Genomic DNA, 24,659 nt, shown 5'->3' with positions numbered 1-24,659 from the left:
CCAATTAAAAACATGAATACTACACAAGTTAAGCCCTTCTCCAAAGACATCCTGCATCTCGAGAATATCGAAGCGGTTTGCGACCGGATCGCAGAAAAGCTTCGGAAGGATGTCGGACAAACGCTGCAACGTCGCGGCGGGGTCGTCGGCATTAGCGGAGGGATCGATTCCTCGGTTTGCCTGGCCCTCAGTGTGAAAGCCTTTGGCCCGGAGAAGGTAACCGGGATCATGCTGCCGGAACAGGATTCCAGCGGAGACAGCAAGTCCCTGGCCCTGAAGCTGGCTGCAAAATTCGGGGTGGAAACCCTGGAGGAGAACATCACCGGGGCCCTGGAGGGCTTTGGGTGCTATCGCCGCCGGGACGAAGCCATTGCCCGGGTCGTTCCTGATTTTGACCCTGCAGTGGACAAAAGCAAAATCGAGATCAAGCAGGATATCAGTAAAAATATTCCCGCAATCTTTTCCATTACCGTGATCAAACCGGATGGGGAGGTCATCAGCAAACTCCTGCCGGCCAAAGAATACCTGCAAATCGTTGCCGCAACGAATTTCAAGCAACGCACCCGTATGTCCATGCTTTATTACCATGCGGAACGCCTCCACTACGCCGTGATCGGGACCCCGAACAAACACGAGGTGGAACAGGGCTTTTTTGTCAAATATGGCGATGGCGGGGCCGATGTAATGCCCATCGGGCATTTGTATAAAACCCAGGTCTACCAACTGGCCCGGCACCTCGGGGTGCCCCAGGAAATCATCGACCGCACCCCTACTACCGACACCTATACGGCTGAGCAGACCCAGGAAGACTTCTTCTACCAATTGCCCTTCGCCGAGATGGACCTGATCTGGTACGGATGGGAGAACCAGTACCATGCCGGGGAAGTTGGGGAAGTTATGGGCCGCACCGCCCAGGAGGTCGAAAACATCTACAAGAGTTTCGAAAGGAAGAAAAAGACCACGGAATACCTGCGGATGCGTCCGATCTTTTAACCGGACTCCATGAATTTCTTTGATTACGTTTTTGAGCATTCCAAAGGACTGGACAAGGAATTCATCGTCGGGGGTAGGGAGCCTCTGTCCTATGCGGAGCTCTACCGCGACAGCAACTCCCTGGCCTCCTGGCTACAAGACGAATTCGGGCAGGGCAGGAACATCCTGCTCGTTAGCCCGAATTCGGTTTTTTTTATTACGTCCTACCTGGGCATCCTAAAATCAGGTAATGCTTGCGTTCCCTTGAATTATACTATTGAACAGGGGAACCTGGAGTACATCCTGGAGCAAACGGAAAGCCCCCTGGTCTTTTGCCAGGAACGGTTAAGGGCCCAGTACGCCTTTGGGGAGGGTGTCAGGGTACTGTCAGAAGCGGATCTCCCCGGCATCGTGGCCGCCCGCGGGGATTCGGAAAGGTCGTTGGACTCGTCTTTCCCGGAAGATCGCCTGGCCGAGATCATCTTTACCTCCGGCTCCACCGGGGTGCCCAAAGGGGTAATGCTGACCCACGGAAACCTGATCGCGAATACCGCGTCCATTGTTTCCTATCTGAAGCTCACAGGGGACGACCGGATGTGTGTGGTCTTGCCCTTTTTCTATTGCTACGGGCTTTCCCTACTGCATACGCACCTCAGGGTTGGGGGTAGCCTGGTACTGAACAATACGTTTATTTTTCTCGGGTCGGTGATCAATGATCTCAAGAAACACCGGTGTACCGGCTTTGCGGGGGTCCCCAGCCATTTTCAGGTACTTTTGAAAAAATCAAAGTCCTTTAAGGAAACGGTGTTCCCTGACCTTCGCTATGTCACCCAGGCAGGGGGCAAACTGCACAGCGTATTCATCAGGGATTTCATTGAGGCGTTTCCGCAGATCGACTTCTATGTCATGTATGGGCAAACAGAGGCCACGGCCCGCCTCTCCTACCTGGATCCCCAATGGCTACCGGAAAAGATCGGCTCCATCGGGAAAGGGATCCCGGGGGTAGACCTCCGGGTGGTGGACCCGTCCGGGAACCCCGTCCCCGACGGACAGGAAGGGGAACTCATCGCCCGTGGCGGGAACATCATGGCAGGCTATTACAAAGATGCAGGGGAAACCTCCAAAACCCTGAAAAGCGGTTGGTTGCATACCGGAGACCTCGCCTATCGGGACGAAGACGGCTTCTTCTATATCGTGGGCCGTCAAAAAGAAATCATTAAAGTGGGCGGCAAGCGCATCAGCCCTAAAGAAATCGAGGAAGTGATCCTCTCCGTGCCCGAGGTGGTCGACTGCACCATCCGCGGCATCGAGGACGAGATGCTGGGCGAGGCCCTAGAAGCGACCATCGTTTCTAATAATAATCTGGATCCTGAAGCCCTGAAGGAAAAAATTCTGGAGTACTGTTCTGGCAAACTCTCTTCGTTTAAAATTCCTCAGAAGTTCCTTCTCCAGGATAACCTTACAGTGAGCCTTACGGGTAAAAAGAAAATCTAAGTTCTTTAAGTTTAGATAACCTTAAAGACTTACAAGATTTTTAATATTCCTGCGTTTTATATGGCGTAACCTTTTTCTCATATAACACTTTTGGATATGCTCCTTAAGGGACTAAATCCTGTTTTGAAAGACCAAATTTCTATCCCGGAATGCAATGAAAATAAACCTGATCGAATATTTTGAGGAAACGGCCATGAAGTTTCCAGAAAGGACCGCCCTTGTAGATGGCTCTTCTTCCTGGAGTTTCAAAGAGCTTCGAAGCAGATCGGTTTTTATTGGGGAGGTCCTTGCCAACACCTACAAACGCATCAATCGACCGGTAGCGGTTTATTTACCAAAATCGAATGAAGCCATTTCCATTTTCCTTGGGACCATGTATTCGGGGAATTGCTATGCGCCCCTGGACGCAAAGGCACCGATGGCCAAAATCGAAACGATTCTGAAGAACCTTGATCCCCTTTGTGTCATCACAAATACTAGTCTCCTTCCTAACCTAAGAGAGATTAATGCGGAGTTTGAAATTATCAATATTGACGACTTGGAATATGTTGAGGTATCCCCGCCTGAAATCTTCAGGCAGTGCATTGATTTCGACCCCGCCTACATCCTGCATACTTCCGGTTCCACCGGGGTTCCCAAAGGGGTGGTGATTTCGCATTTGTCGATCATTGATTACATGAATTGGGTCGTGGACACATTTGGCATTACGGAAGAGGAACGTGTTGGAAACCAGACGCCTTTTATTTTTGATATGTCTACCCTGGATATCTACCTCATGATATTTGCGGGGGCTTCCGTGTTTCTGATCCCGGAACAGCACTTTATCTTTCCGGCAAAACTTCTGGAATATATCAACGAACATCATATTAACCTGATTTTCTGGGTTCCTTCGGTATTTGTAAACATCGCCAACCTGCGTTTGCTGGATTCCATCAAAACCCCCACCATAAAAAAAGTTTTGTTCGGGGGGGAGGTAATGCCCCCAAAACACTTGGAATACTGGATTCAAAGCTTGAGAGATCAGAACGTGATTTACGGCAATCTTTATGGCCCAACTGAAATTACAGGCACCTGTGCCTGCTATGTAGTGGACGAAACCTTTGATCCGGAAGAATCTGTTCCGATTGGCAAACCCTGCCGTAATACAGACATTCTGGTACTGAATGAACGGAATGAACTTTGTGAAATTGGTGAACGCGGAGAGCTTTGCGTGAGGGGTTCCTCCCTGGCTTTGGGGTATTGGAGGGATTTTAAAAAAACTGAATCCGTTTTTGTCCAAAACCCATTAAACACTAGTTTTCCTGAACGCATTTACCGTACGGGTGATATCGTTTACACCAGGGAAGATGGTCAGATGATGTATGTGGGGAGGAAAGATTTCCAGATTAAACTCCATGGCTATCGGATAGATTTGGGTGAGATTGAACACAACATTCTAAGTGCCTTTGATACCATCAATGCAGGGGTTTTCTTTGACCAAAACAAGAGGGAGATCGTATTATGTTATGAATCAGATGAAGAGATCAGCATTAAAGAGTTTCGGGTAAAACTCAGCACCGTTCTGTCCAAACAAATGATCCCCACCCGATACATCCGCATGGAATCCCTGCCCAAATCCCCAAGTGGTAAGATAGACCGTTCGTATTTGAACGATAAAATAAACGGAAACAACTGAAAACCAACTATAAATAATGTCTTTTGATAAAAATTAGACTAGATTTAAGAAACTTTATACCGTGAAAGAGAATATTTTAAGTTTTTTGGCTGAAATCAGGCCTGAATGTGATTTTGAGAATTCCATGAATTTCATAGAGGAGGGCCTGCTGGACTCCTTTGACATTGTATCCCTGGTTACCTCTTTGGACGAAGAATTCAAGATTTCTATTGAAGGAACTGATATCATTCCTGAGAATTTTGCCAATCTCGATAGCATAGAACGCTTGTTACTAAAAAACGGAGCTAAGCGATGAATTTCAAATTTCAGAAGAAAAAGATAACTGGAATCCTATCCATCCTCCCCGAAAACGAAATTAGTTTCGAGGAGGAGATCGATAATTACAATTTTTCCAAAACGCAATCCATGAAACTGAAACTGGTCATGGGATACGATAAAAGAAGGGTTGTAAAGGAGGGAACAGCGGCCTCCGATCTTTGTATTTATGGGCTAAACTATCTTTTTGATAATGGTTATCTGAGAAAGGATGAGATCGATGCGCTGGTAATGGTGAATCAGGTCCCGGACCATTTTATGCCTGCAACCACGCACATTATCCAGGGCAAGCTCGATTTGCCGCAGGAAATGTTTTGTATTGACATTCCACAGGCATGCGCCGGTTATCCTATAGGCCTGCAACAGGCCTTTATGCTCCTGGAACAGGAAAACATCAAAAAGGTGGTTGTATTAAACGCCGAACTATTAAGTCTAAAGACTTCTCCTGCAGACAGGGGTAGCCGACCCCTTACTGGTGACGCCGCCGCTATCACGATTGTAGAGAATGATCCCAATGGCAAGACCATTTACTCAACTGCAGATTTTGATGGCAGGCGGGCTGATGCCCTCATTATTCCCGCAGGGGCAGGAAGGATGCCTTCAAGTGCGGAAACGGCAAAACTGACCACGGATTCCAATGGAAATACAAGGTCCCTGGACCATATGGTCATGAAAGGGGATGGGGTATTCAATTTTGTACTCAATGAAGTTCCCGAAATGATTGAACGGGTATTGGGGCTTGCGGGACGTTCCAAAGAGGAGGTGGATTATTTTATGTTCCATCAACCTAACCGGTTTGTTTTGAAAAAATTAGCCGACAAACTGGAAATTCCTTATGATAAAATGCCATATAATATCGTGGAGCTCTTCGGGAATTCTTGTAGTCCAACCCTCGCCGTTAACCTTACATATAATCTCAGTGAAGAATTGACCCGGGGAAAACACCTGATCTGTTTGGCCGGATTTGGCGCGGGGCTCAGCTGGTCTTCCATGTTGATGGAAATGGGAAATCTGGATTTCTGTGAAACCATTGATTATAAATAGGATATGGAAAATTTTGAACAGTCGATAGCTGAAATTCTTGAAGTTGAAACGGTAAATCTGGAAGATGAATTGAACGCCTATGAATCGTGGGATTCCCTTACCGTACTCTCTGTTATTGCCTTTTGCGACCAAGAATACAAAGTGGCCCTAACGGCAGAAGAGATCAATAACTCGAAGACGATCAACGGGCTTCTGGAATTGATTTTAAGCAAACAGAATGCTTAATTCTGTGCCATTATCGAAAGGTGTTCCTGGTAATGGAAATTCTCGTTCGCCAAAAACATCAATTTTAAAGGAACGCCAAGGCGTTCCTTTAAAATTGAATTGACGGGTATACCTTTTAATTCGATACCTTTAAATAAGATTTTATCCTATATGAGAAATGTAATTATCGTTGGGGCTGGCGGTGCTGCGGCAGAGGTAACCTTTTATATTGAGGATTCTAACAAGAAAGTTTCAGAGGATGACAAAATTAATATCCTGGGATATCTGGATTACTCAGAGGCTTATTGGAAAAAATACAAATTCAAAGCCCCTCTTCTTGGTGACATTTCGAATTATATTCCAAAACCTGGGGAAGAAGTCCTTGTGGCTATCGGGGACATGAAATCCAGGATAAAGGAAATCGAGGCTCTAAGGAAAAAGAAGGCCCGTTTTGGGTCCTACATCCATCCCTCCGTAATCCTTCCGGATGAACTCGAAATTGGAGAGGGTAACATTATTATGCCTTTTTGCGTCATTGAAAAACATGCTGTTATCGGGAATTTCAATTTTCTCACCTCTTATAGTTTTATCAGTCATGATTGTGTGGTAGGCGATAATAACTTCTTTTCAGTTGCGGGAATAGCCGGATCCGTAAAAGTCGGGGACAACAACTATTTTGGAATCCGCTCGATCGTTATTCCCGGTGTGGAAATCGGGAATAACAATTTGATTCAGGCAGGCATGGTGGTGGATAAAAATGTGAATGATGATACGACAGTTTTCTACCGGTTTAAGGAGCAAATATTGGCTATTCCCAAAAAACATTAAATTTTTATTCATAGATAACAACTGAATAGTTTTATTAAGTCAGTATTTAACACTCAGGTTCAAGGATCAGGATTTTTCGGTTAAAAAATTGTTTGAGATAATTATTCCTTTCCGGGTTTTTAAAAGTATTTCTAACTGATAAAAGCTTATTAGAAGATTGAAAGATCCGAGTCCTCAAAATCCGTTTTCCCGTCTTGGTTACAGTAGTTTTACCAATGATCTTTTTATAGATCAGTGCATCCCAGTTCTCTTTTCCCATCAATTAAGAATACGTCCGACAAATAAGGTATTAAACATTGCAAAAACTCAGATCATCCCAGAAGAAAATACTAGATTTTGGGTGGTAGGAGACATACCCGAATATCTGGAAGTTGATCTCTCAAAAGCTACGGACAACTGGAATTTAAAGTGTATCCCTCAATACCGTGGTTTTGGAATTGACCTGTCAGGATTTCCAGATTTCCAATCCTTCCTTTCTCACCATTGGAGTCAAAAAGGGGTTCGAAACCTTAAGTCAAAACTTCGTAAACTCGAATCTTCAAAGGCGAGCACCTATGATTTTTACTTTGGGGCTATTGATGAAAGAACGTATAAAGAATTATTTAGTTTTTTATACGAGATGCTCAAAAAACGGTTTTCCGAAATCAGAATGTATAATAGAAACCTCATCCATTGGCCTTACTTTTATAAAACTACTCTTCAAAAAATAAATGAAAAAAAGGCATTTCTATTTGTCATCCGAAGTGAAGGAAAACCCATTTTCATTAGCCTTGACTATGTAATTGAAAATATAGTTTTTGGATTCATACAGTCCTTTGATTCCTCTTACCCGCAATACAACTTGGGTGATATTTCCATGACGAAAAAAATTGAATGGTGTATTCTAAACAAGATTTCATTTTTCGACCTTTCAAAGGGCGAAAGCTTCTTCAAAGAAAAATGGTCGAACCATCCATATGTACTGGACTACTACCTGTTTTATCGAAAAAAAGATCTGAAAGCCTGGATCTGGATGAATATTACAGCTCTTAAACTTCAAGCCAGTCAATACCTAAGGGATTGCGGAATTATAGGAAAATGGTTCCAATATGACAAGTTCTTCTTTAAAAAACAAACGAAGAAACTTGAAAATTTTGATTGGAAAAAAGATGCAGGCTTGTAGTTTCCTTTGAATGATTATTAAAATAAACGTACCCTCTTAGATCATGAATAACTCACTGTAATTTTCGGATAGACAGGCCGTATCTATAGTTTCTGGCCTAAAACGATTCAATCATTAAGTCCACCCTCCTATTCACCGCGTGCTCCGCAGCCGTACAGGACACCCCGTCGGCACAGTGGTTCAGCAGCTGGGTTTCCCCCATGGGCGATAGGGTGATGCGGCCGGCATCCACGCCCTGGCCAAGGAGGTAATCCAGGGCCCGTTGTGCGCGTTTTTCAGAGAGCCAGAGGTTGTATTGCTCCGGTCCGCGGGAATCGGTATGGCCCGACAGGCCAACCTTAAGGCTGGCGTTGGTTTGCATGAACCCGGCGATTTTCTTCAGGGTTTCTTTGGAAGGCTCGTTCAAATAGGAAGAGTTGAACGCAAACCCCACGGTTCCCAGGCTGGCCAGTTCATCCCTGAGGGCCTGTTTCCGCGCAGCTTCTTCCTGTTGCTTACGGGCTTCCGCAGCGGCCAGGGCCTCCTGCCTTTTGCGTTCTTCTTCAAGGGCCAGTTGGCGGGCGCGCTCTTCAGCGTCCCGGACTTGCTGGATGGAATCGTTCACGCGTTGCTGCTCCGCCAGCAATGCTTCGCGCAGGGCGAGTTTTTCGCGGCCTTTACGGCTCAGTTCCTTTTCCACGCCCCAACGGTAGACCACCCCGGCGGCATGCTGGATGTGGTTGCTGGCCTCATTGCCGAAGGACCATTTACCGGAAGTGTTCAGGTCTGCGCCCCAATGGTCCGAAAACCAGAGGCGGAAGCCCACTACCCCGTTATAGGTACCCCGCGGGTTGTTGTTGGCATCGGCGTACCCGAGGCCCACCCCCACATAGGGGTCAAAAAACCCGGTTTCCCCCACCAGCTTGTTCAAATCGTAACTGAGGCGGGAATCCACGGCCCAGTACGTGATGTCTTCAGGGTTTACCTGCCTGTCGATGATGTTGCCTTCCTTATAATTGTTGTAGGTGCCAATCAGTTCCAGGCCGAGCCCGCTCCGGAAATACCGGCCCACACTCAGGCGGGAAGGAAAGGGGACCATATTCCACTGGTCCTTTATGGTGGTAAAATCCTGGAACGCATCGCCGGAATCGTCGATGATATTGATGCCGACCCCGACCATCCAGGAACTGGCAACAATACTGTCCTTGGCGGTAAGCTCGGGGAGTTCCTCCTGGGCATAGGAGCCCGGGATATAGAGCAGTAAAACGAACACAAACGCAAAAATCCGGTTATTCATGACAAAAGATTTAGGTCCTACAAAGTTCCGTACCTCTGTAGGAAAAACCCGAAGTACTCTTTGAAATGCCGTTTTTTTCGACAGGGGTCACCGGGAGGCTTCCCGGGTGCATAAAGACATCAACCCTTGCGGGATCCCGGATCGATAAACGCCGGGGATACCGGATAAACGGAAATGGAAGGGCTTAAGGAACCGGGGTAATTCCGCGGAAGTTTCCCGGAGCGGGGGCCGCCTGCATTAGTCAAACGCATTCTTATACCGCCACTTGTAGGCCTCGCGGTATACCTCCTCATACATGGGCAGGATGTTGTGGATGTCGAACGTGCCGGCCACTTCAAACGCCTGCTGCTTGAATTTTTCGAGCAGGGCCTCGTCGCGGAGCAGGCGCAGGGCATTGGCCACCATGTCGTCGACATCGCCCACCGCGCTCAAAAAGCCGGAAACCCCATGGATGTTGACCTCCGGGATGCCCCCGGTATTGCTGGAAATTACGGGCACCTTGTTGGTCATGGCTTCCAGGGCGGAAAGGCCAAAGCTCTCGGTCTCGGAGGGGAGCAAAAACAGGTCGGAATAGCAGAGGATGCGGTCGATCTCGCTGCTGTTGCCCAGGAAGATGACCTTCTCGGAAAGCCCCAGCTGTTCCACGGTGAATTCGGCGTGTTCCTTTTCAGGGCCCTCCCCGACCATAATCAGCTTGGCGGGCACCTCTTTCTGGACGCGGTGAAAAATTTCGATGACGTCGGGGATCCGCTTTACCTTCCGGAAATTGCTGATGTGTGTGATGATCTTCTCGTCTTCCCGGGCCAGCAGCGACCGCTTGCAGTCTTTGGAGCCGTGGTCGTACTTGCGCCGGTCGACGAAGTTGGGGATCACGGTGATTTCCTTTTTGATGTCGAAAAACGCCAGGGTGTCGCGCTTGAGGCTTTCCGAAACAGCCGTGACCACATCGGACTTGTTGATGCTGAACGTGACGGCCGATTTGTAAAAGGGATGGTTCCCCACCAGGGTGATGTCGGTGCCGTGCAGGGTGGTGATCATGGGGATATAGATCCCCTCTTCCTTCAGGATTTTCTTGGTCATATACCCCGCGTAGGCATGGGGGATGGCGTAGTGCACGTGCAACACTTCGATGCCGTACATTTTTATGGTGTCGACCAGCTTGCTCGACAGGGCCAGCTCATAGGGCTGGTAGTGGAACAGCGGGTATTCCGGGACGTGGACCTCATGGAAATGGATGTTGTTGCTGATCAGCTCCAGGCGCACGGGTTGCTTGTAGGTCACAAAATGCACCTCATGCCCGCGCTGGGCCAGGGCGATGCCGAGTTCGGTCGCCACCACGCCGCTTCCGCCAAAAGTAGGGTAACAAACAATGGCTACTTTCATGGGCTAAAGGTACGGTTTTTAGCCCTTCCTACTGCCCCAGGGAATCAGAAATTGCCTGCTGGATACGCGACCGCAGGCTGCTGCGCACCAGGAGGTTGTTCGAGGAAGAGGGGTAGGTGCGGTTAGAAAGGAAGACGTAAAGCACCCCCGAATCGGGGTCGGCCCAGGCAAAGGTGCCGGTAAACCCGCTGTGCCCGAAACTCCGGGGCGAGACGCATCCACAGGTAGGCCCGGGCTCTTCGAGCTGGGGCTTGTCAAACCCCACCCCCCGGCGGACGTTTTCGTTGCAGAAATAGCACTTGTTGAACTTCTCCACGGTGCGGGAGCGCAGGTACCGCTTCCCCCCGTAGTACCCCCCCTGCAGGTAAAGCTGCATGATTTTGGCCACGTCGTTTGCGTTGCTGAACAACCCGGCGTGCCCCCCTACCCCGCCCTGCATGGCGGCCCCCATGTCGTGCACATAGCCCTGGACAACCTGGTACCGGTAGTAATTATCGATTTCCGTGGGGATAATCTCTTCCCTCGAAAACTGGTCCAGCGGGTTGTACCCGGTGCGGGTCGCCCCCAGGGGGGCATAGAAATACTCCCGGGCCAGGGCGTCGAGGGAACGGCCGAACTGTGTTTCAATGTATCGTTTAAATACATAATAAGCCACGTCGCTGTACCGGTACCGGTTCGATTTCAGGGATTGCCTGCCGATGCGGTTGTAGATGGAATCGGTATAGGCATCGGACAGGTAGAGGCGGTCTGCCACCCGGATGGAATACCCCTCGGCCGGATTGGCCCGGTAAAAATCGGGGGAAGGCTTGCGCTGCTTGTTCAGGGTGTCGAGGTAAAAGGCAATCCAGGCCGGCAGGCGGCCATAATGGCTCAGTGCCCGCAGCACGGTTACATCGCGCAGCTCGGTGTCGGCGTACTCGGGGTGGAGCTCCCCGAAGGTGGTGTCGAAACTGATCTGCCCATTCTCCTCCATCTGCATGAGCAGCGGCAGGGTGGCCAGGATCTTGGTCAGGGAGGCCAGGTCGTACAGGTCGGTAAGGGCTACCCCCCGCTCCGATTCATAGGTGGGCTTTCCAAAGGCCTTGTGGTACACCACCTGCCCGTGGCGGGCAATGAGTACCTGGGCGCCGGGATACATCAGGGAATCGAGGCCCCGCTGCACGAGGGTATCGACCATGGCGAGGCGGGTACGGTCCATCCCCACCCGCTCGGGAAAGGAATACCCCAGGCGGTTCAATGATGGGGTATCGAGGCCGCTGCCCCTGGGGAAGCTGGGGTGGCCCGATACCGGCAGCCTTCCCGAGGCAGGGAATGCACCGAAAAGCAGCTCGGCGGCCGTTTCCTGGGCGATCGGGCTGTTCTGATAGGCCATCACCACGGCATCCACACTCTCATAGGAAAGGATGTCAGAAAGGATGTAAGGCCGGGCAAAAAGGGTAAGGATGGTATTGGAGGTGCCCTGGCGGGCAATTTCCTCTAGCCAGAAAACTTCATTTTCACTGAAGGTATGGGCTTTCCAGGGGCTGTCGTTAGCCTGGTGCATGCCGATAATCACCAGGTTGTAGTCCCTTAGCTGGCGGTTGAGGGTGCCAATATCCTTAGCGGTAACCTCGGTAACCTCGGCATAGAGGCGGAGGCGGTCTAGGAAGGGCCGGTGGTCGGCCTCCCCGAATTTCACGTAGGCGATCTTTTTGTTTTCGAGGTTCTTAATACCAATCAGTTCGGCCCGGTTCTTCAACACCGTGAGGGCGCCCTCCATGGCCTCTTCGTAAAGGAGGTCGTTTTCTGGGGCATGGAGGTCCTGCTCGAGGCCTTCCAAAGGTACCGGCTCATAGCGATAGAGGCCTGCCCGGTATTTGGCCATCAGGATTTTTTTCACCGAACGTTCCAGGCGCCCCTCGCTGACCTCCCCGTTGCGGTAGGCCTGTAGCAATGCGGCGTGGTCCCTTTCCAGGTCTTCCGGCATCAGTAAAAGGTCGTTTCCGGCCAGGAAGGCCTCCAGGGAAGGGTTCCGCCCCGTGGCGTAGCCCGTAACCCCTTTCATGTTCAGGGCATCGGTGCAGACCAGCCCCCTGAAGCCCAGTTCTCCCTGCAGCACCCCTTCAATGAGCCGGGGCGAGAGGGAACTGGGCCGGCCCGCTTCCCTGGTCAGGGCCGGGACGTCCAGATGGGCCACCATTACGGCGGGCATCCCGTTCTCGATCAGGGCCCTGAATGGGGCCAGCTCCACGCTGTCGAGGCGTTCGCGCCCGAACAACAGCTGGGGCAGGGCTTTGTGGGAGTCCACGGAAGTATCCCCATGGCCCGGGAAATGTTTACCCGTGCCCAGCACCCCGGCCTGCTGCATCCCCTGCAGGAAGGCCGTGCCCTGGCGGGCCACCCAGGTGGGGTCCTCGCCGAAGGAACGGTTCCCGATAATAGGGTTCTCCGGGTTGGTATTGCTGTCCAGAACCGGGGCGAAGTTCAGGTGCACCCCGAGGCGAGCCGCATGGGTGCCCACCTGCTGCCCTACCCGGCGGACCAGGGACGTATCGGCAATGGCGCCCAGGGTGGTATTCCAGGGGAAGGCGTAAGTGGAATCGAGCCGCATGGCAAGGCCCCATTCGGCATCCATGGCCACCAGCAGGGGGAGCGGGGACGCCTCCTGCAGGGCATTGGTCATCCGTGCCTGGGTGCGGGGCCCGCCCCTGGAAAAGATCACCCCCCCAATGCCGTAGGTTTCAATCCACCTTTTGATTTTTTGGGTTTCCGCAGCTTCCTGCCCGGGCTGGGAAGCCGCCATGACCATAAAAAGCTGGCCGATGCGCGCCTCAGGGCTGAGTTGTGCATAACGGGCTTCCACCCATTGGGCCTGGGCCGTGCTGTCGGGGGCCAGCAGGGGATCGCGCTGGGCAAAACCCGTCCCAAGGCTTAAAAAAATTGCGAAGGTGCAAAAAATCCACTTCATAGTCTGCCTTTCCATCCAATCCGGCCATCGCGGCCGGCATGCATAATCCGCGTCCCGGGCTTCAGAAAAAGCGGCTGTGCCAGCTTTCCGCGGCGGGGACTTCCCAATTTTCGTCGTATTCCTTTTTGTTGGCCACCAGGTTGTTGAAGACGATGGTGTTTCCCGAAACAGAGCGGGCCCGGGCCATCTTCCGGAATTCCTCCAGGGACTTGTAGGTAATGTAGGGGCCCTGCTTGAAGGAGACGTTCATCCGGTCGAGGAGGGAAAGCTGGTATTGGGCTTCCAACTGCTGGATAAACCGGACTGAAGTATCGATAGAGCACCCTGAGGCCTGGGCCTGCTCCTGGTCGAGCCCGATGACGATAAACCGGTTATAAGGCATGTCGTACCCCGCCCTGAGGTCGGCCCCGTGGGCGGTCCACTGGGTGAGGAAAGCGTCCAGGGCCTCCCGGACCGCGGGCAATTCCGCCTCCGAGAACGGGCGGCTGGCCGGGTAGATCCAAATTCTTGCAGTTTCGGGAAGGGTATCAAAGGGGACGAGCATGCCGCTTTAGGGTTTTAAGTTATTATTCCGGATCGTCCTGGAGCAGTTCAGCGATGTCCAGGACCTGGATGTGGTGTTCTTTTTCTTTGTTCTTTACCCCGTCGGTCATCATGGTATTGCAAAAGGGGCAGGCCGCGGCAATCACTTCCGGCTGGGTCTCCAGGGCCTCCTCAGTCCGTTTGATGTTGACTTCTTTGGTTCCCTTTTCCGCTTCCTTGAACATCTGGGCGCCTCCCGCGCCGCAACACAGGCCGCGTTGCCGGCAGTTCTTCATCTCCACCAGGTCGGCGTCGAGCTCGCGGATGATTTCCCGGGGGGCTTCATAAACCCCATTGGCCCGGCCGAGGTAACAGGGGTCGTGGAAGGTGATCCGCTTGCCGCGGAACGACCCGCCCTCCACGCTAAGCCGGCCTTCACGGATCAAATCGCGCAGCAGCTGGGTATGGTGGACCACCTCATAGTCGCCCCCCAGCCCGGGGTATTCATTCTTCAGGGTATTAAAGCAGTGGGGGCAGGTGGCGACGATTTTGCGCACCCCATAGGCGTTGAGCACCTGGATGTTCGTGGCGGCCTGCATCTGGAACAGGAATTCGTTTCCCGCCCGCTTGGCCGGGTCGCCGGTGCAGCTTTCCTCCGTGCCGAGGACGGCAAAGGATACCCCTGCCTTTTGCAGGAGTTTTACAAAAGCCCTGGTGATTTTTTTGGCGCGGTCGTCGAAGCTCCCGGCACATCCCACCCAGAAGAGCACTTCGGGTTGTTTTCCGGCTGCGGCCATTTCGGCCATGGTGGGCACGCCCTGGCCCTGCCCTGTGGTCGATTCTTCCATTGACTATTCCTCCTTCCAGTTAAGGCGGTCCATCTGGTTAAAAGGCCAGGGGGCGCCGTTGTTTTCAATATTGCTCATCATCACATTCAGTTCCGAAGGGGCCGCAGACTGCTCCATGACCAGGTACCGGCGCAATTCCATGATAATCGACAGCGGGTCGATGCTCACCGGGCAGGCCTCCACGCAGGCATTGCACGAAGTACAGGCCCAGAGCTCTTCCCGGCTGATGTAGTCGTCGAGCAGCTGCTTGCCGTCCGGTTCCCAGGTGCCCTTGTGGGCATCGAGGTGCCGACCCACTTCCTCGAGGCGGTCGCGGGTGTCCATCATGATTTTCCGGGGGGAAAGTTTCTTTCCCGTCTGGTTGGCGGGGCATTCGCTCGTGCAGCGCCCGCACTCGGTACAGGTGTAGGCTGCCAGGAGCTGTACCTGGCTCAGGTCCATGACGTCGGACGCCCCGAACTTCGCCGGGGGACCCTCCTCCCCTGCCGGGGCCGCGGCAAACGGGTCGGCATTGGGGTCCATCATCAGGGCCACCTCCTGCTTTACCGATTCCAGGTTGCCCATGTCGCCTTTCGGGCGCAATTTGGCAAACCAGGTATTGGGGAAGGCCAGCAAAATATGCAGGTGCTTGGAGTAATACAGGTAGTTCAGGAAAAAGAGGATCCCCAAAATATGCAGCCACCAGGCCACCCGTTCCACAGCGATAAGGCTCGCCTCGGAGAGGCCCTGCATCCAGCCGGCAATCACCTGGCTCACCGGGAAGGCCCCGGCCAACGGGTAGTGCTCCGCCCCCAGGAGTTGCAGGCTATAGTCTGCCGCATTCATGGTCAGGAAGAGCGACATCAGGATAAGTTCGATATACAGGATCCAGTCGGCGTCCTTTTTGGGCCACCCTTTCATCTCCGGTTTCCAGAACCGTTGCAGGCGGAGGACGTTGCGTCGCAACCAGAACACCACCACCGCCACGATAACCCCCAACGCGAGGATTTCAAAAGCGCCAATCAGGAAATCATAGGGCCGACCCAGGAAGGCAAATACCCGGTGGGTGCCAAAGAGGCCATCGATAACGATCTCCAGAACCTCGATATTGATGATGACAAAGCCCACGTAAACGATAATGTGCATAAAGCCCGATACGGGGCGCACCACCATCTTCCCCTGTCCGAGGGCGATGCGGGCCATGTTCTTCCAGCGCTGCGAACGGGGCCCTTCCAGGGCTTCCTCCCTGCCCAGGCGGATATTTCGGATGAGCCTGCGGACATTGCGCGCAAAAAAACCAATCCCGGCCACCAGGGCCAGCAGAAAAAGGAGGTTGGGGAGGTATGCCATCAGTTTGGATCCTTGTTTTTGGCCGGGTCATCCTCCGGCACTGTATATTCCTTTTGTTTCTTCCCGAAAACGGACACATTCACGTACCGCTTCGGATTCAGGCGGAAGTCCTGCAGCAGCAGGTCGAGTTCCCGGGAGGCCTCCGCGAGGTTTTCATACAGGGCCTCATCCTTCATCAGGCGGCCCATGGTGCCTTCCCCGTTGGCGATCCGGCCCAGGAGGTCATCGAGGCGGGCCAGGGACGATTCCATATTCCGCACCGCCTGGCTCAGCCCGGCCTGTGCCAGGGAATCGGAGATTTTCGAAAAATTTGCCGTGATTTCGCTAATATTCCCGATGGCGCTGTCGAGTTGCGACTGGTTGGCCTCCAGGAAGCGGTCTAAACGGCCTGAGGTCGTTTGAAGGCTGGCGATCAGCTGGTTCAGGCCCTCTACGCTTTCCCGCAGGTTGCGTTTGGTCGGCTCGTCGAGCACCTGGTTGAAATTCGCCAGCAGGGAATCGGCATTAGTTACGGCATCCTCCACCTTGAGCTGCAGGGGGGAGAGTTTCTGCTGCACCAGTTCGGTAAGGCCGGGGCGGATCTGTGTGGGGAGGGTATCGCCGCTGCGGGCCATCTCGGCGCCGTCGAGGACGGGTACGATTTGTATCCCCTTACCCCCGATTATGCCGGTATCGTAAAGTTCCGCAATGCTGTTGCGGGAGAACTCAAAATCCTTGTCTACGGAGAAAGTAACCAGCAGCCGGCCTGTGGCATCCTGGAAGCGGATGTCCTGCACCTTGCCCACGGAAAACCCGTTAATGCTGACCTGGGTACCCGGCTGTAAACCCCCGATGTGGGTATACACCGCGTAGAAGGTTTTGCTGTTGTCGAAGAGGGGGGACGATTTGAGGTACGAAAACCCCAAGATAAATAAAAGGATCCCACCGATGACGATGATCCCTGTTTTGATTTCCCTGGAAAGTTTCAAAGGCTTCGTTTTGGGTTGTAAACAAAATTAGAAATAAATTCCGAAGGAACTCCCCTTAGTTGGCAAGGGATTGCAGGGCTTTTTCAACCGGGACGCGTTCCCCGTTCACATAGGCCACCACATACGCCTGGGCATACCCCTTCTGGCGGGCCACGGCCTGCAACCGGCGGGCTTCCTCATAGGAGGGGGTATCGCCGTACAGCACCCGGTGCATCTTGCCCACGGGTTCTTTGGACAGGGGGCTGAGGCCTTTGTAATTGGCCGGGGTCAGCGATACATCCCCGGTTACGGCCATCAGCTGGACCCTAAAGCGTACCCCGCCTTTTGCGGCTGCGCCTTCAGGGGTCCCCTTTTCTGGTGCCGCATCTGCCGGTTTGGCCGGGGTTTCCCCCGCGCCTCCTGCAGGCTGTCCTGTCCCCTGAGGAACCTCCTTTTCAGGGGCCTTCTCAGCTTCGGCTGCCGCCTGCTTTTGCTCAGGGACCAACCCTTCATCCTTAGGTTCCGGCTTCGTTTCCGCGGGTTTTTCCGGGGTTTGCTTTGGCAACCCGGCGGTAAGGGGCGTGCTGTTGCCCCTCACCTGGCGCTTGTAATCGAGGATGGCGTCTGCGATCGCCTGGCCCATTTCCTGTTGGCCTTTGGCTGAATTCAGGTACCGGCCTTCATCCCGGTTGGTCAAAAAGCCGGTTTCGATCAACACGCTGGGCATAAAGGTCTGGTGGAGTACGATAAACCCGGCCTGCTTTACCTTCCGGTCCTTTCGCTTCAACTGACCGGTAAACCGGTCCTGTACCAGTTTCCCGAGCAGGATGCTTTGGTCGAGGAACTCTTCCTGCATTATGGTGAGCCCAATAACGGATTCCGGGGAATTGATGTTGTAATCCGCATACCGGGTCTCGTAGTTGTCTTCGAGGTAGATGACGGAGTTCTCCTTTTTGGCCACCTCAAAATTCTGCTTGTTGGCGTGTAGGCCGAGTACAAAGGTGCCCGCTCCGTTAGCATCGGAGGAATGCGAATCGCAGTGGACCGAAACAAAGAGGTCGGCCTTTGCCTTGTTGGCGATTTCGCCCCGTTTAAAGAGGTCTACAAAGGTATCATCCTCGCGGGTATACAACACTTTGACCTCCCCGGTCCCTTTCAGGATTTTTCCGGCCTGCAATACGATTTTCAGGGCAATGTCCTTTTCCAGGAACCCGTTGCCGAGGTTCCCCGGGTCGTGCCCCCCGTGGCCTGCGTCGAGCACCACGGTAAATGGGGCTTCATCCGGGATACCTCCCCGCGCAGCCTGCGCCTGTAGTTCCACACAGGCCAACCCCATCAAACAGGCTGCCAGCCCCGCCAAATATCCATTCATTCCGCTCCGCTTTTCCAGTTCCATGCAGGGTTAATTTTGCCTAAAGGTACACGCCGCCGTGGGAAAAATATGTAAGTTTGATCCCTGAATTCCAAGCGGACTCCGGACAAAAATAGAATATATCGCCTTGCAATCAAAGATACATCGGGGACTTTTCCTGGGCTTGTTGCTATTGGGCATTGGGGCGATGTCGGCTCAGGAAGACCTGGCCATCCCCCTGCCCATAAAGGCGGTGGGCGATACGCTGAAAGCCCCCTTGCTCACTGACCTGCCGGGAAAACCCGATTCGGTACGCACCGATACCGTAGCCCCTGCCGGGGGGGCGCTCACCGACAAGATCAAGTACAAGGCGAAGGATTATGTGCGGATTGACCAGAAGGCGCAGAAGATCTACCTGTATGACGAGGCGGAAATCTATTACCAGGACACGGAACTGAAAGCCGGCATTATCGTCCTCGATTACGTGACCAATGAAGTGTATGCCGGGCGGATCCGCGATTCGCTGGGGAATTATTCCCAGTTGCCCTTTTTCAAGCAGGGCACCAATGAAGTCATCCCCGATTCCATCCGCTTTAATTTCGACACCCAGAAGGCCATCATCTGGAATTCCCGGACCGAGCAACAGGCCGGCCTGGGGCAGCTGGGCAGCGACGCCATGAAGGTGTATGCCCAGCGGACCAAAAAGGAGAATGACTCGGTCTACTTCCTGGGCGAAGGCAAGCTCACCACGTCAAAAGACACCCTGGACCCCGATTATTACATCCGCATCCGAAAGGCGAAGTTTGTGCCGGGAAAAAAGGTGATCGCGGGGTTTAGCAACCTCTACATCGTGGATGTGCCCACCCCCATTGCCCTGCCGTTTGCATACTTTCCGCTGACCACCGGGCGTACCGCGGGCATTATGATGCCCACCTTCGGGAACGACCCCAACCGGGGGTATTTTTTGCAAAACGGGGGCTATTACCTCCCCTTCAGCGACTACGCAGACCTCACGGTGACGGGGGATTTATACGCCAACGGGAGTTATGGGCTCAGGGCACAGTCGGTGTATGCCAAGCGATACAAATTCAGGGGGAACATCAACCTGCGGTACGAAAACCTGATCACCAGCCAGAAAGGGTTTGACGACTATACGCGCACCACCATCTACAACATCCAGATTTCGCACAACCAGGATGCCAAATCGAACCCGAATTCCCGGCTTTCGGCCTCCGTAAACCTTGGGAGCAGCCAGTTTTTCCGGAATTCCCTGGTGCAGCAAAACGTGCCGAATACCCAGGTAAACAACCTGTCTTCATCCGTTTCCTATTCCAAGACATTCCCGGCTTATCCCTCCGTGAACCTAAGCCTTACTGCCACCCACAACCAGAACACCAATACCGATGTGGTGGATGTAACCCTGCCCACCCTGCAGGCCAGCATGGAGCGGATCTTCCCCTTTGCCCGGCGCGACGGGATTAAAAAGGGTGCCTTCCAGAACATCAACTTCCAGTACGATGTAAACGGGCGGTACAGCGTGCGGACCACCACGGACGACTTCCTGACCGGGGCCATGTTCGACGATGCCCAGCTGGGGGCGCGCCACCGCATCCCGATCGCCACGAATTTCAAGGTGGCCAAATACTTCAGCGTAACCCTTGGGGGCACTTACGAGGACGTCTGGACCTGGGAAACCCGACAGCGGCGCTATGACCCGGAAACCGAGGCCATCGTGACCGATACCATCGCCGGCTTCGACCGGTTCAACCAGTACGGCTTCAGTGCCGGCCTGGGGACGACCCTCTATGGGACCTTCGCGTTCGGGGAAGACAAAAAGATCCAGGCCATCCGCCACGTCCTGCGGCCGAACATCACCTATGGGTTTGCCCCTTCCTTCGACCAGTACTATGAAGAAGTCTTAAATGAGGCTACCGGGCAGGTTGAGACCTATACCCGTTTCCAGAACAGCCTGTACGGCACCCCGCGCCTGGGGAAATCCAATGCGGTGAGCTTCTCCCTGGCCAACACCCTGGAGGCCAAGGTACGCGACCGCGACTCCACGGCCACCAAACCGAAAAAAATCATGCTGCTCAACAGTTTGAACCTGAACACGAGCTACAATTTTGAGGCCGACTCCCTGAAGCTCGCCCCGATCAACCTCACCGGGGGTACCAACCTGCTGAACAACAAGATGTCGGTGAACTTCGGGGCCAGCCTGGACCCCTATGCCCTCGACAATGCCGGACGGCGCGTCAATACCCTTAACATCAATGCCGGGGGCGGGCTGGTGCGCGTCACCAATGCCCGCGCCAACATTGGCTATTCCATATCAAGCCGGGACTTCCAGAAAGAGAAGGGGGAGGACGAAGTGGACCCTGACCCATACAGCGGGAGCAATTACGTGGCCTCCAGCGGGGGACGGACCGACGACCTGTTTGGCCGGGCCGACGATTTCAACCGCAGCGCTTTTGAAGGGCGGGACCCAGCTGACGTGGAAAACCCCACATTCGGGACAAAAATCCCCTGGGACCTTCGGCTGCAGTACGCAGTGACCTACAGCAACAACAACGGGCAGGGGGAGATCACCAACAATTCCCTGATGTTTTCGGGCAACGTGGAACTCACCCCCCGCTGGCGGGTGGGGGTTTCCTCGGGGTACGACATCGTCCGCAGGGGCTTTTCCCTCACGCAGTTCCGGTTTGAACGGGACCTGGACAGTTTTGTCCTGAAATTCGACTGGACCCCCTTCGGGCAATTCGAACGCTGGTATTTCTTTATCGGCATCAAGGCAAATATCCTCAAAGACCTGAAGTGGGAAAACCGGAGCCAGCCCCCCCAAATCCGCTAAAACAAACCCTCCTATGAAAAAAATCATCCAAACCGAACACGCCCCAGCCCCTATCGGGCCCTACAACCAGGCCGTCCTGGCCGGCAACACCCTGTATGTGTCCGGGCAAATCGCCCTGGACCCCGCCACCGGGGAACTGGTGCAGGGCAGCATTGAAGCGGAAACCGAACAGGTGCTGAAAAACCTGAAAGCCGTGCTGGAAGCAGCAGGCGCAGGCTTCCCCAACGTGGTGAAGACCAGTATTTTTGTGAAAGACATGGGCCAGTTTGGCCGCATCAATGCCGTGTACGGGCAGTATTTTGACCCCGAGTGGGCGCCGGCCCGGGAAACCGTGGAGGTGGCCAACCTACCGAAATATGTAAATGTGGAGATTTCCGCAATCGCCGTGGTAGGATAGCAGGCAGGTGCCGCGGTTCTTCCCCTTCCGGGGACAGGACAGGCTTTCAGGCTGCAAAGACGGGAGACTACACCCCTGGCCTTAAGCTTTTCCTAAATCGTCTGCTTGTGGAATTCCACCAGCCCTTCGATGGGCCGCTGGCGGATGACCCCCAGCACCATATCGTTGCGCTCAATGACTTCCTTGAGCTCCTCCCGGAGGTACCAGGCGATACTGCCCACAAAATGGATGGGCACCTTGGTCGCCAGTTCAAATTGCATGATGTGGTTGTTGACAAACTGCTGGAAGCCTTTGTCGATCACGCCATTGCAATACGGGTGGTCCTTGTGTTCGACAATGAAGCGGGCAAAGGTGGCCAGGTAGGTGTTGGGGTTGGGCTTCTTGTAAAGATTTTCCTTGATCACGTCTGCATCGAGGTTGTATTCCTTCTCGAATTCGATAGACAGGTCCTGGGGGATCTTATGGTAGAAATAATCGCGGATCAGCTTGCGGCCGAAGAAATTGCCGCTGCCGTCATCCATTAAGATGTAGCCCAGGGAGGTCACTTTCTGGATCAGTTGGTGGCCGTCGTAATAACTGCAGTTCGAGCCCGTCCCCAGGATGCAGACGATGCCCTGTTTCCCGACCTGGGTTGTCGAGTAAATGGCTGCATAGGTATCTTCCCTGACATCTATCTTGGCATTGGGGAAAAACCTGGCAAATATATTTTTAAGGAACTTGCGCATCCGCTCGGTACCGCACCCGGCCCCGTAGAAATGCAGCCGCTTTACTTTGGCGCTGTTGCGGGCCAGCTCGAAATTGTTGGCCAGTCGCTCTTCAATGACCTCACGGGTAAGCACTTCGGGGCTCAGGCCCAGGGTCTGGGTCATGAAGAGCTGTTCCCCTTTGGGGTCCAGGGCAATCCAGTCTGCCTTGGTCGCCCCGCTGTCTACGATCAATACCATTTGACTTCCAGTATTAAGAAAGGACCTTTCCATCGACACCCGGTGCCTGAAAGGTCCTTTCGGTTTTTACTCAGGGTCACCCCTGTTACAGGTTATGGACGTGTTGCGCCAGGTCTACCAGTTTATGGGAATACCCTGCTTCGTTGTCATACCAGGAAACGATCTTGAAAAACCGCGGGTTCAGCTCAATACCGGCATCCGCATCGAAAACGCTGGTGCGCGGCTCGCCCACGAAATCCTGTGAAACCACCAGTTCCTCAGTGTACCCCAAAATGCCTTTAAGTTCCCCTTCCGAGGCTGCCTTGAAGACTTTTTTGATTTCCTCGTAGGAGGTGTCCTTTTCGAGGCGGACGGTAAGATCCACTACGGAAACGTTGGCCGTGGGCACCCTGAAGGCCATCCCGGTGAGTTTGCCCTGCAGGGAGGGGATGACCTTGGTCACCGCCTTGGCTGCCCCGGTGGATGCCGGGATAATGTTCAGCAGGGCACTGCGTCCCCCGCGGAAATCTTTGCGCGACGGGCCGTCCACGGTCAGCTGGGTGGCCGTGGTGGCGTGTACGGTGGTCATCAGCCCCTCGGCAATCCCGAAATGGTCGTGCAGTACCTTGGCCACGGGTGCCAAACAGTTCGTCGTGCAGCTGGCATTGGATACGATGTTATCGGAAGCCCTGGCATCTTTGTGGTTCACCCCCATCACAAACATGGGCGCATCTTTGGACGGAGCCGAGATGACAACCTTTTTGGCCCCGCCATCCAAATGGCTCTGGGCCATATCGAGGGTCGTGAAGATCCCTGTGCACTCGGCCACGACATCGACCCCCACTTCATCCCATTTCAGGTTTTTGGGGTCGCGTTCCGCGGTCACCCGGATGGTCTTCCCGTTTACCAGCAGGTGGCCGTCCTTTACCTCTACGGTGCCGTTAAACCTTCCGTGCACAGAATCGTATTTCAACAGGTAGGCCAGGTGGTCCACTTCGAGCAAATCATTGATAGCCACCACTTCAACGCCTTCGCGTTCCGCAGCAGCCCTAAGCACAAGCCGGCCAATCCTTCCAAATCCGTTAATTCCCAATCGTAATGTTGCCATGGTATTTTGTTTTAAAGTTATATAGTCATAATATCGGAAACGCGGATCAGTTCCCGGTCTATTTTGGTGTGACCCTTGATGGCTTCGTCTATGGGGGTGAACACAATCTGGTTGTCCATGATGCCCACCATCAGGTTGGTCTTACCTTCCAGGATGCCCTCCACCGCCCTCACCCCCATGCGGGAAGCCAGGACGCGATCGAAAGCCGTGGGGACGCCCCCCCGCTGGATATGCCCCAGCACGGAAACCCGGACGTCGTATACCGGGAGGTTTTTCTCCACGTATTCCTTGAGTTCAAAGACGTTTTTTCCGGTCTTGTCCCCTTCGGCCACCACCACGATGCTGGAGGATTTCCCGGATTTCTTGCTCCTTTTAAGGGAGTCGAGCAACCGGTCGAGCCCCAGGTTTTCCTCCGGGATCAGAATTTCCTCGGCTCCGGCAGCCACCCCTGCATTCAGGGCAATATGCCCTACATCGCGGCCCATCACCTCCACAAAAAACAGCCGGCTGTGTGAACTGGCCGTGTCGCGGATCTTGTCGATGGCTTCCACCACGGTATTCAGGGCGGTGTCAAAACCCAGCGTATACTGGGTGCCGAAAATGTCGTTGTCGATGGTCCCGGGGATCCCGATGACCGGGGTGCCGAATTCCTTATGGAAAATGCTTGCCCCGCGGAAGCTTCCGTCGCCCCCGATGACCACAAAGCCGTCAATCCCGGCCCGGGTGAGCTGTTCATGCGCCTTTTTCCGGCCTTCCGGGGTGCGAAACTCCTGGCAGCGGGCCGACTTCAGGATGGTCCCCCCCTTGTTAATGATGTTGTTCACACTCCGGGCATTAAAGAGGACGAAATCCCCTTCAATCATCCCCTGGTAGCCCCGGTAGATGGCCATGACCTCCACATCCATGTAGGCACATGTCCGCACTACCGAGCGTATGGCGGCATTCATCCCGGGGGAATCGCCCCCGGAAGTCAAAACTGCGAGTTTCTTGATCGGGCTTTGCATGCTGAAAGTTCGAAAGCCAAAAGTAACAAACAAAACGCAGAAAAGGAATGGAGTTTGCCCTAAATCCGGGGATTTCCCTGCG

General features: G+C 53.5%; 21 protein-coding genes. 10 read left to right on the top strand and 11 right to left on the bottom strand.

Annotated elements, in window-relative coordinates; all coding sequences use genetic code 11:
• Positions 1–12 precede the first annotated feature (12 nt).
• The 8 genes from nadE (at position 13) to NG653_RS00480 (ending at position 7,694) form a co-directional block, all read left to right on the top strand.
• Positions 13–993 carry an NAD(+) synthase gene (gene nadE, locus NG653_RS00515; RefSeq protein WP_252739696.1) on the top strand — a complete coding sequence of 327 codons (981 nt, stop codon included), beginning with the start codon at positions 13–15 and terminating at the stop codon, positions 991–993.
• Positions 994–1,002: 9 nt separating this feature from the next.
• Entirely contained in the window at positions 1,003–2,466 is a 1,464-nt protein-coding gene (locus NG653_RS00510; protein ID WP_252739695.1) for a class I adenylate-forming enzyme family protein, read from the top strand.
• A gap of 154 nt (positions 2,467–2,620) precedes the next feature.
• A complete protein-coding gene (locus NG653_RS00505) occupies positions 2,621–4,141 on the top strand; it encodes an amino acid adenylation domain-containing protein (protein WP_252739694.1) in 1,521 nt (506 codons plus the stop codon).
• A 61-nt stretch (positions 4,142–4,202) separates the two neighbouring features.
• Complete coding sequence (locus NG653_RS00500; RefSeq protein WP_252739693.1) at positions 4,203–4,436, top strand: phosphopantetheine-binding protein; 234 nt, start codon at positions 4,203–4,205, stop codon at positions 4,434–4,436.
• Between the two features lie 110 nt (positions 4,437–4,546).
• Positions 4,547–5,500, top strand: a complete 954-nt coding sequence (locus NG653_RS00495) for a 3-oxoacyl-ACP synthase III family protein (protein ID WP_252739692.1) — start codon at positions 4,547–4,549, stop codon at positions 5,498–5,500.
• A 3-nt stretch (positions 5,501–5,503) separates the two neighbouring features.
• The gene (locus tag NG653_RS00490; protein WP_252739691.1) at positions 5,504–5,725 is read left to right on the top strand and encodes an acyl carrier protein; all 222 of its coding nucleotides are present in this window, start codon (positions 5,504–5,506) and stop codon (positions 5,723–5,725) included.
• 150 nt (positions 5,726–5,875) lie between these two features.
• Complete coding sequence (locus tag NG653_RS00485; RefSeq protein ID WP_252739690.1) at positions 5,876–6,532, top strand: acetyltransferase; 657 nt, start codon at positions 5,876–5,878, stop codon at positions 6,530–6,532.
• A 157-nt stretch (positions 6,533–6,689) separates the two neighbouring features.
• A complete protein-coding gene (locus NG653_RS00480; protein ID WP_252739689.1) occupies positions 6,690–7,694 on the top strand; it encodes a GNAT family N-acetyltransferase in 1,005 nt (334 codons plus the stop codon).
• Between the two features lie 97 nt (positions 7,695–7,791).
• On the opposite strand, the gene NG653_RS00475 is transcribed toward NG653_RS00480, so the two are convergent.
• The 8 genes from NG653_RS00475 to NG653_RS00440 all read right to left on the bottom strand — a co-directional run bounded on the left by NG653_RS00475 (position 7,792) and on the right by NG653_RS00440 (position 18,318).
• Positions 7,792–8,970 carry an OmpA family protein gene (locus NG653_RS00475; RefSeq protein ID WP_252739688.1) on the bottom strand — a complete coding sequence of 393 codons (1,179 nt, stop codon included), beginning with the start codon at positions 8,968–8,970 and terminating at the stop codon, positions 7,792–7,794.
• 237 nt (positions 8,971–9,207) lie between these two features.
• A complete protein-coding gene (gene bshA, locus NG653_RS00470; RefSeq protein WP_252739687.1) occupies positions 9,208–10,353 on the bottom strand; it encodes an N-acetyl-alpha-D-glucosaminyl L-malate synthase BshA in 1,146 nt (381 codons plus the stop codon).
• A 28-nt stretch (positions 10,354–10,381) separates the two neighbouring features.
• On the bottom strand, positions 10,382–13,300 hold the full coding sequence (locus tag NG653_RS00465; protein ID WP_252739686.1) for a serine hydrolase domain-containing protein: 2,919 nt from the start codon (positions 13,298–13,300) through the stop codon (positions 10,382–10,384).
• 61 nt (positions 13,301–13,361) lie between these two features.
• Positions 13,362–13,844 carry an ABC transporter ATPase gene (locus tag NG653_RS00460; RefSeq protein ID WP_252739685.1) on the bottom strand — a complete coding sequence of 161 codons (483 nt, stop codon included), beginning with the start codon at positions 13,842–13,844 and terminating at the stop codon, positions 13,362–13,364.
• A 22-nt stretch (positions 13,845–13,866) separates the two neighbouring features.
• The gene (locus tag NG653_RS00455) at positions 13,867–14,670 is read right to left on the bottom strand and encodes a (Fe-S)-binding protein (protein WP_252739684.1); all 804 of its coding nucleotides are present in this window, start codon (positions 14,668–14,670) and stop codon (positions 13,867–13,869) included.
• A gap of 3 nt (positions 14,671–14,673) precedes the next feature.
• The gene (locus NG653_RS00450; RefSeq protein WP_252739683.1) at positions 14,674–15,999 is read right to left on the bottom strand and encodes a 4Fe-4S dicluster domain-containing protein; all 1,326 of its coding nucleotides are present in this window, start codon (positions 15,997–15,999) and stop codon (positions 14,674–14,676) included.
• Positions 15,999–16,967: an MlaD family protein gene (locus tag NG653_RS00445; RefSeq protein WP_252739682.1), complete on the bottom strand. Its 969-nt coding sequence runs from the start codon at positions 16,965–16,967 to the stop codon at positions 15,999–16,001. The genes NG653_RS00450 and NG653_RS00445 overlap by 1 nt, the downstream gene beginning before the upstream one ends.
• Positions 16,968–17,022: 55 nt before the next feature.
• A complete protein-coding gene (locus tag NG653_RS00440) occupies positions 17,023–18,318 on the bottom strand; it encodes an N-acetylmuramoyl-L-alanine amidase family protein (protein ID WP_370281060.1) in 1,296 nt (431 codons plus the stop codon).
• A gap of 187 nt (positions 18,319–18,505) precedes the next feature.
• Here NG653_RS00440 and NG653_RS00435 point away from each other — a divergent pair, with 187 nt between their 5' ends.
• A complete protein-coding gene (locus tag NG653_RS00435) occupies positions 18,506–21,145 on the top strand; it encodes a putative LPS assembly protein LptD (RefSeq protein WP_252740136.1) in 2,640 nt (879 codons plus the stop codon).
• Positions 21,146–21,158: 13 nt separating this feature from the next.
• On the top strand, positions 21,159–21,542 hold the full coding sequence (locus NG653_RS00430; protein WP_252739681.1) for a RidA family protein: 384 nt from the start codon (positions 21,159–21,161) through the stop codon (positions 21,540–21,542).
• Between the two features lie 92 nt (positions 21,543–21,634).
• Here NG653_RS00430 and NG653_RS00425 read toward each other — a convergent pair whose 3' ends face one another.
• The 3 genes from NG653_RS00425 to pfkA form a co-directional block, all read right to left on the bottom strand.
• Positions 21,635–22,486: an N-acetylglucosamine kinase gene (locus NG653_RS00425; protein WP_252739680.1), complete on the bottom strand. Its 852-nt coding sequence runs from the start codon at positions 22,484–22,486 to the stop codon at positions 21,635–21,637.
• 85 nt (positions 22,487–22,571) lie between these two features.
• Complete coding sequence (gap, locus tag NG653_RS00420; protein ID WP_252739679.1) at positions 22,572–23,573, bottom strand: type I glyceraldehyde-3-phosphate dehydrogenase; 1,002 nt, start codon at positions 23,571–23,573, stop codon at positions 22,572–22,574.
• A gap of 17 nt (positions 23,574–23,590) precedes the next feature.
• Positions 23,591–24,577 (bottom strand): 6-phosphofructokinase, encoded by a 987-nt coding sequence (gene pfkA / locus NG653_RS00415; RefSeq protein WP_252739678.1) that lies wholly within the window; start codon positions 24,575–24,577, stop codon positions 23,591–23,593.
• Between the last annotated feature and the right edge of the window lie 82 nt (positions 24,578–24,659).

Origin of the sequence: Robiginitalea marina (genome assembly GCF_024006985.1) — a bacterium.
GTDB lineage: Bacteria > Bacteroidota > Bacteroidia > Flavobacteriales > Flavobacteriaceae > Robiginitalea > Robiginitalea marina.
The sequence above is the reverse complement of the archived record's forward strand: the minus strand, read 5'-3'. Positions and strand labels throughout refer to the sequence as shown.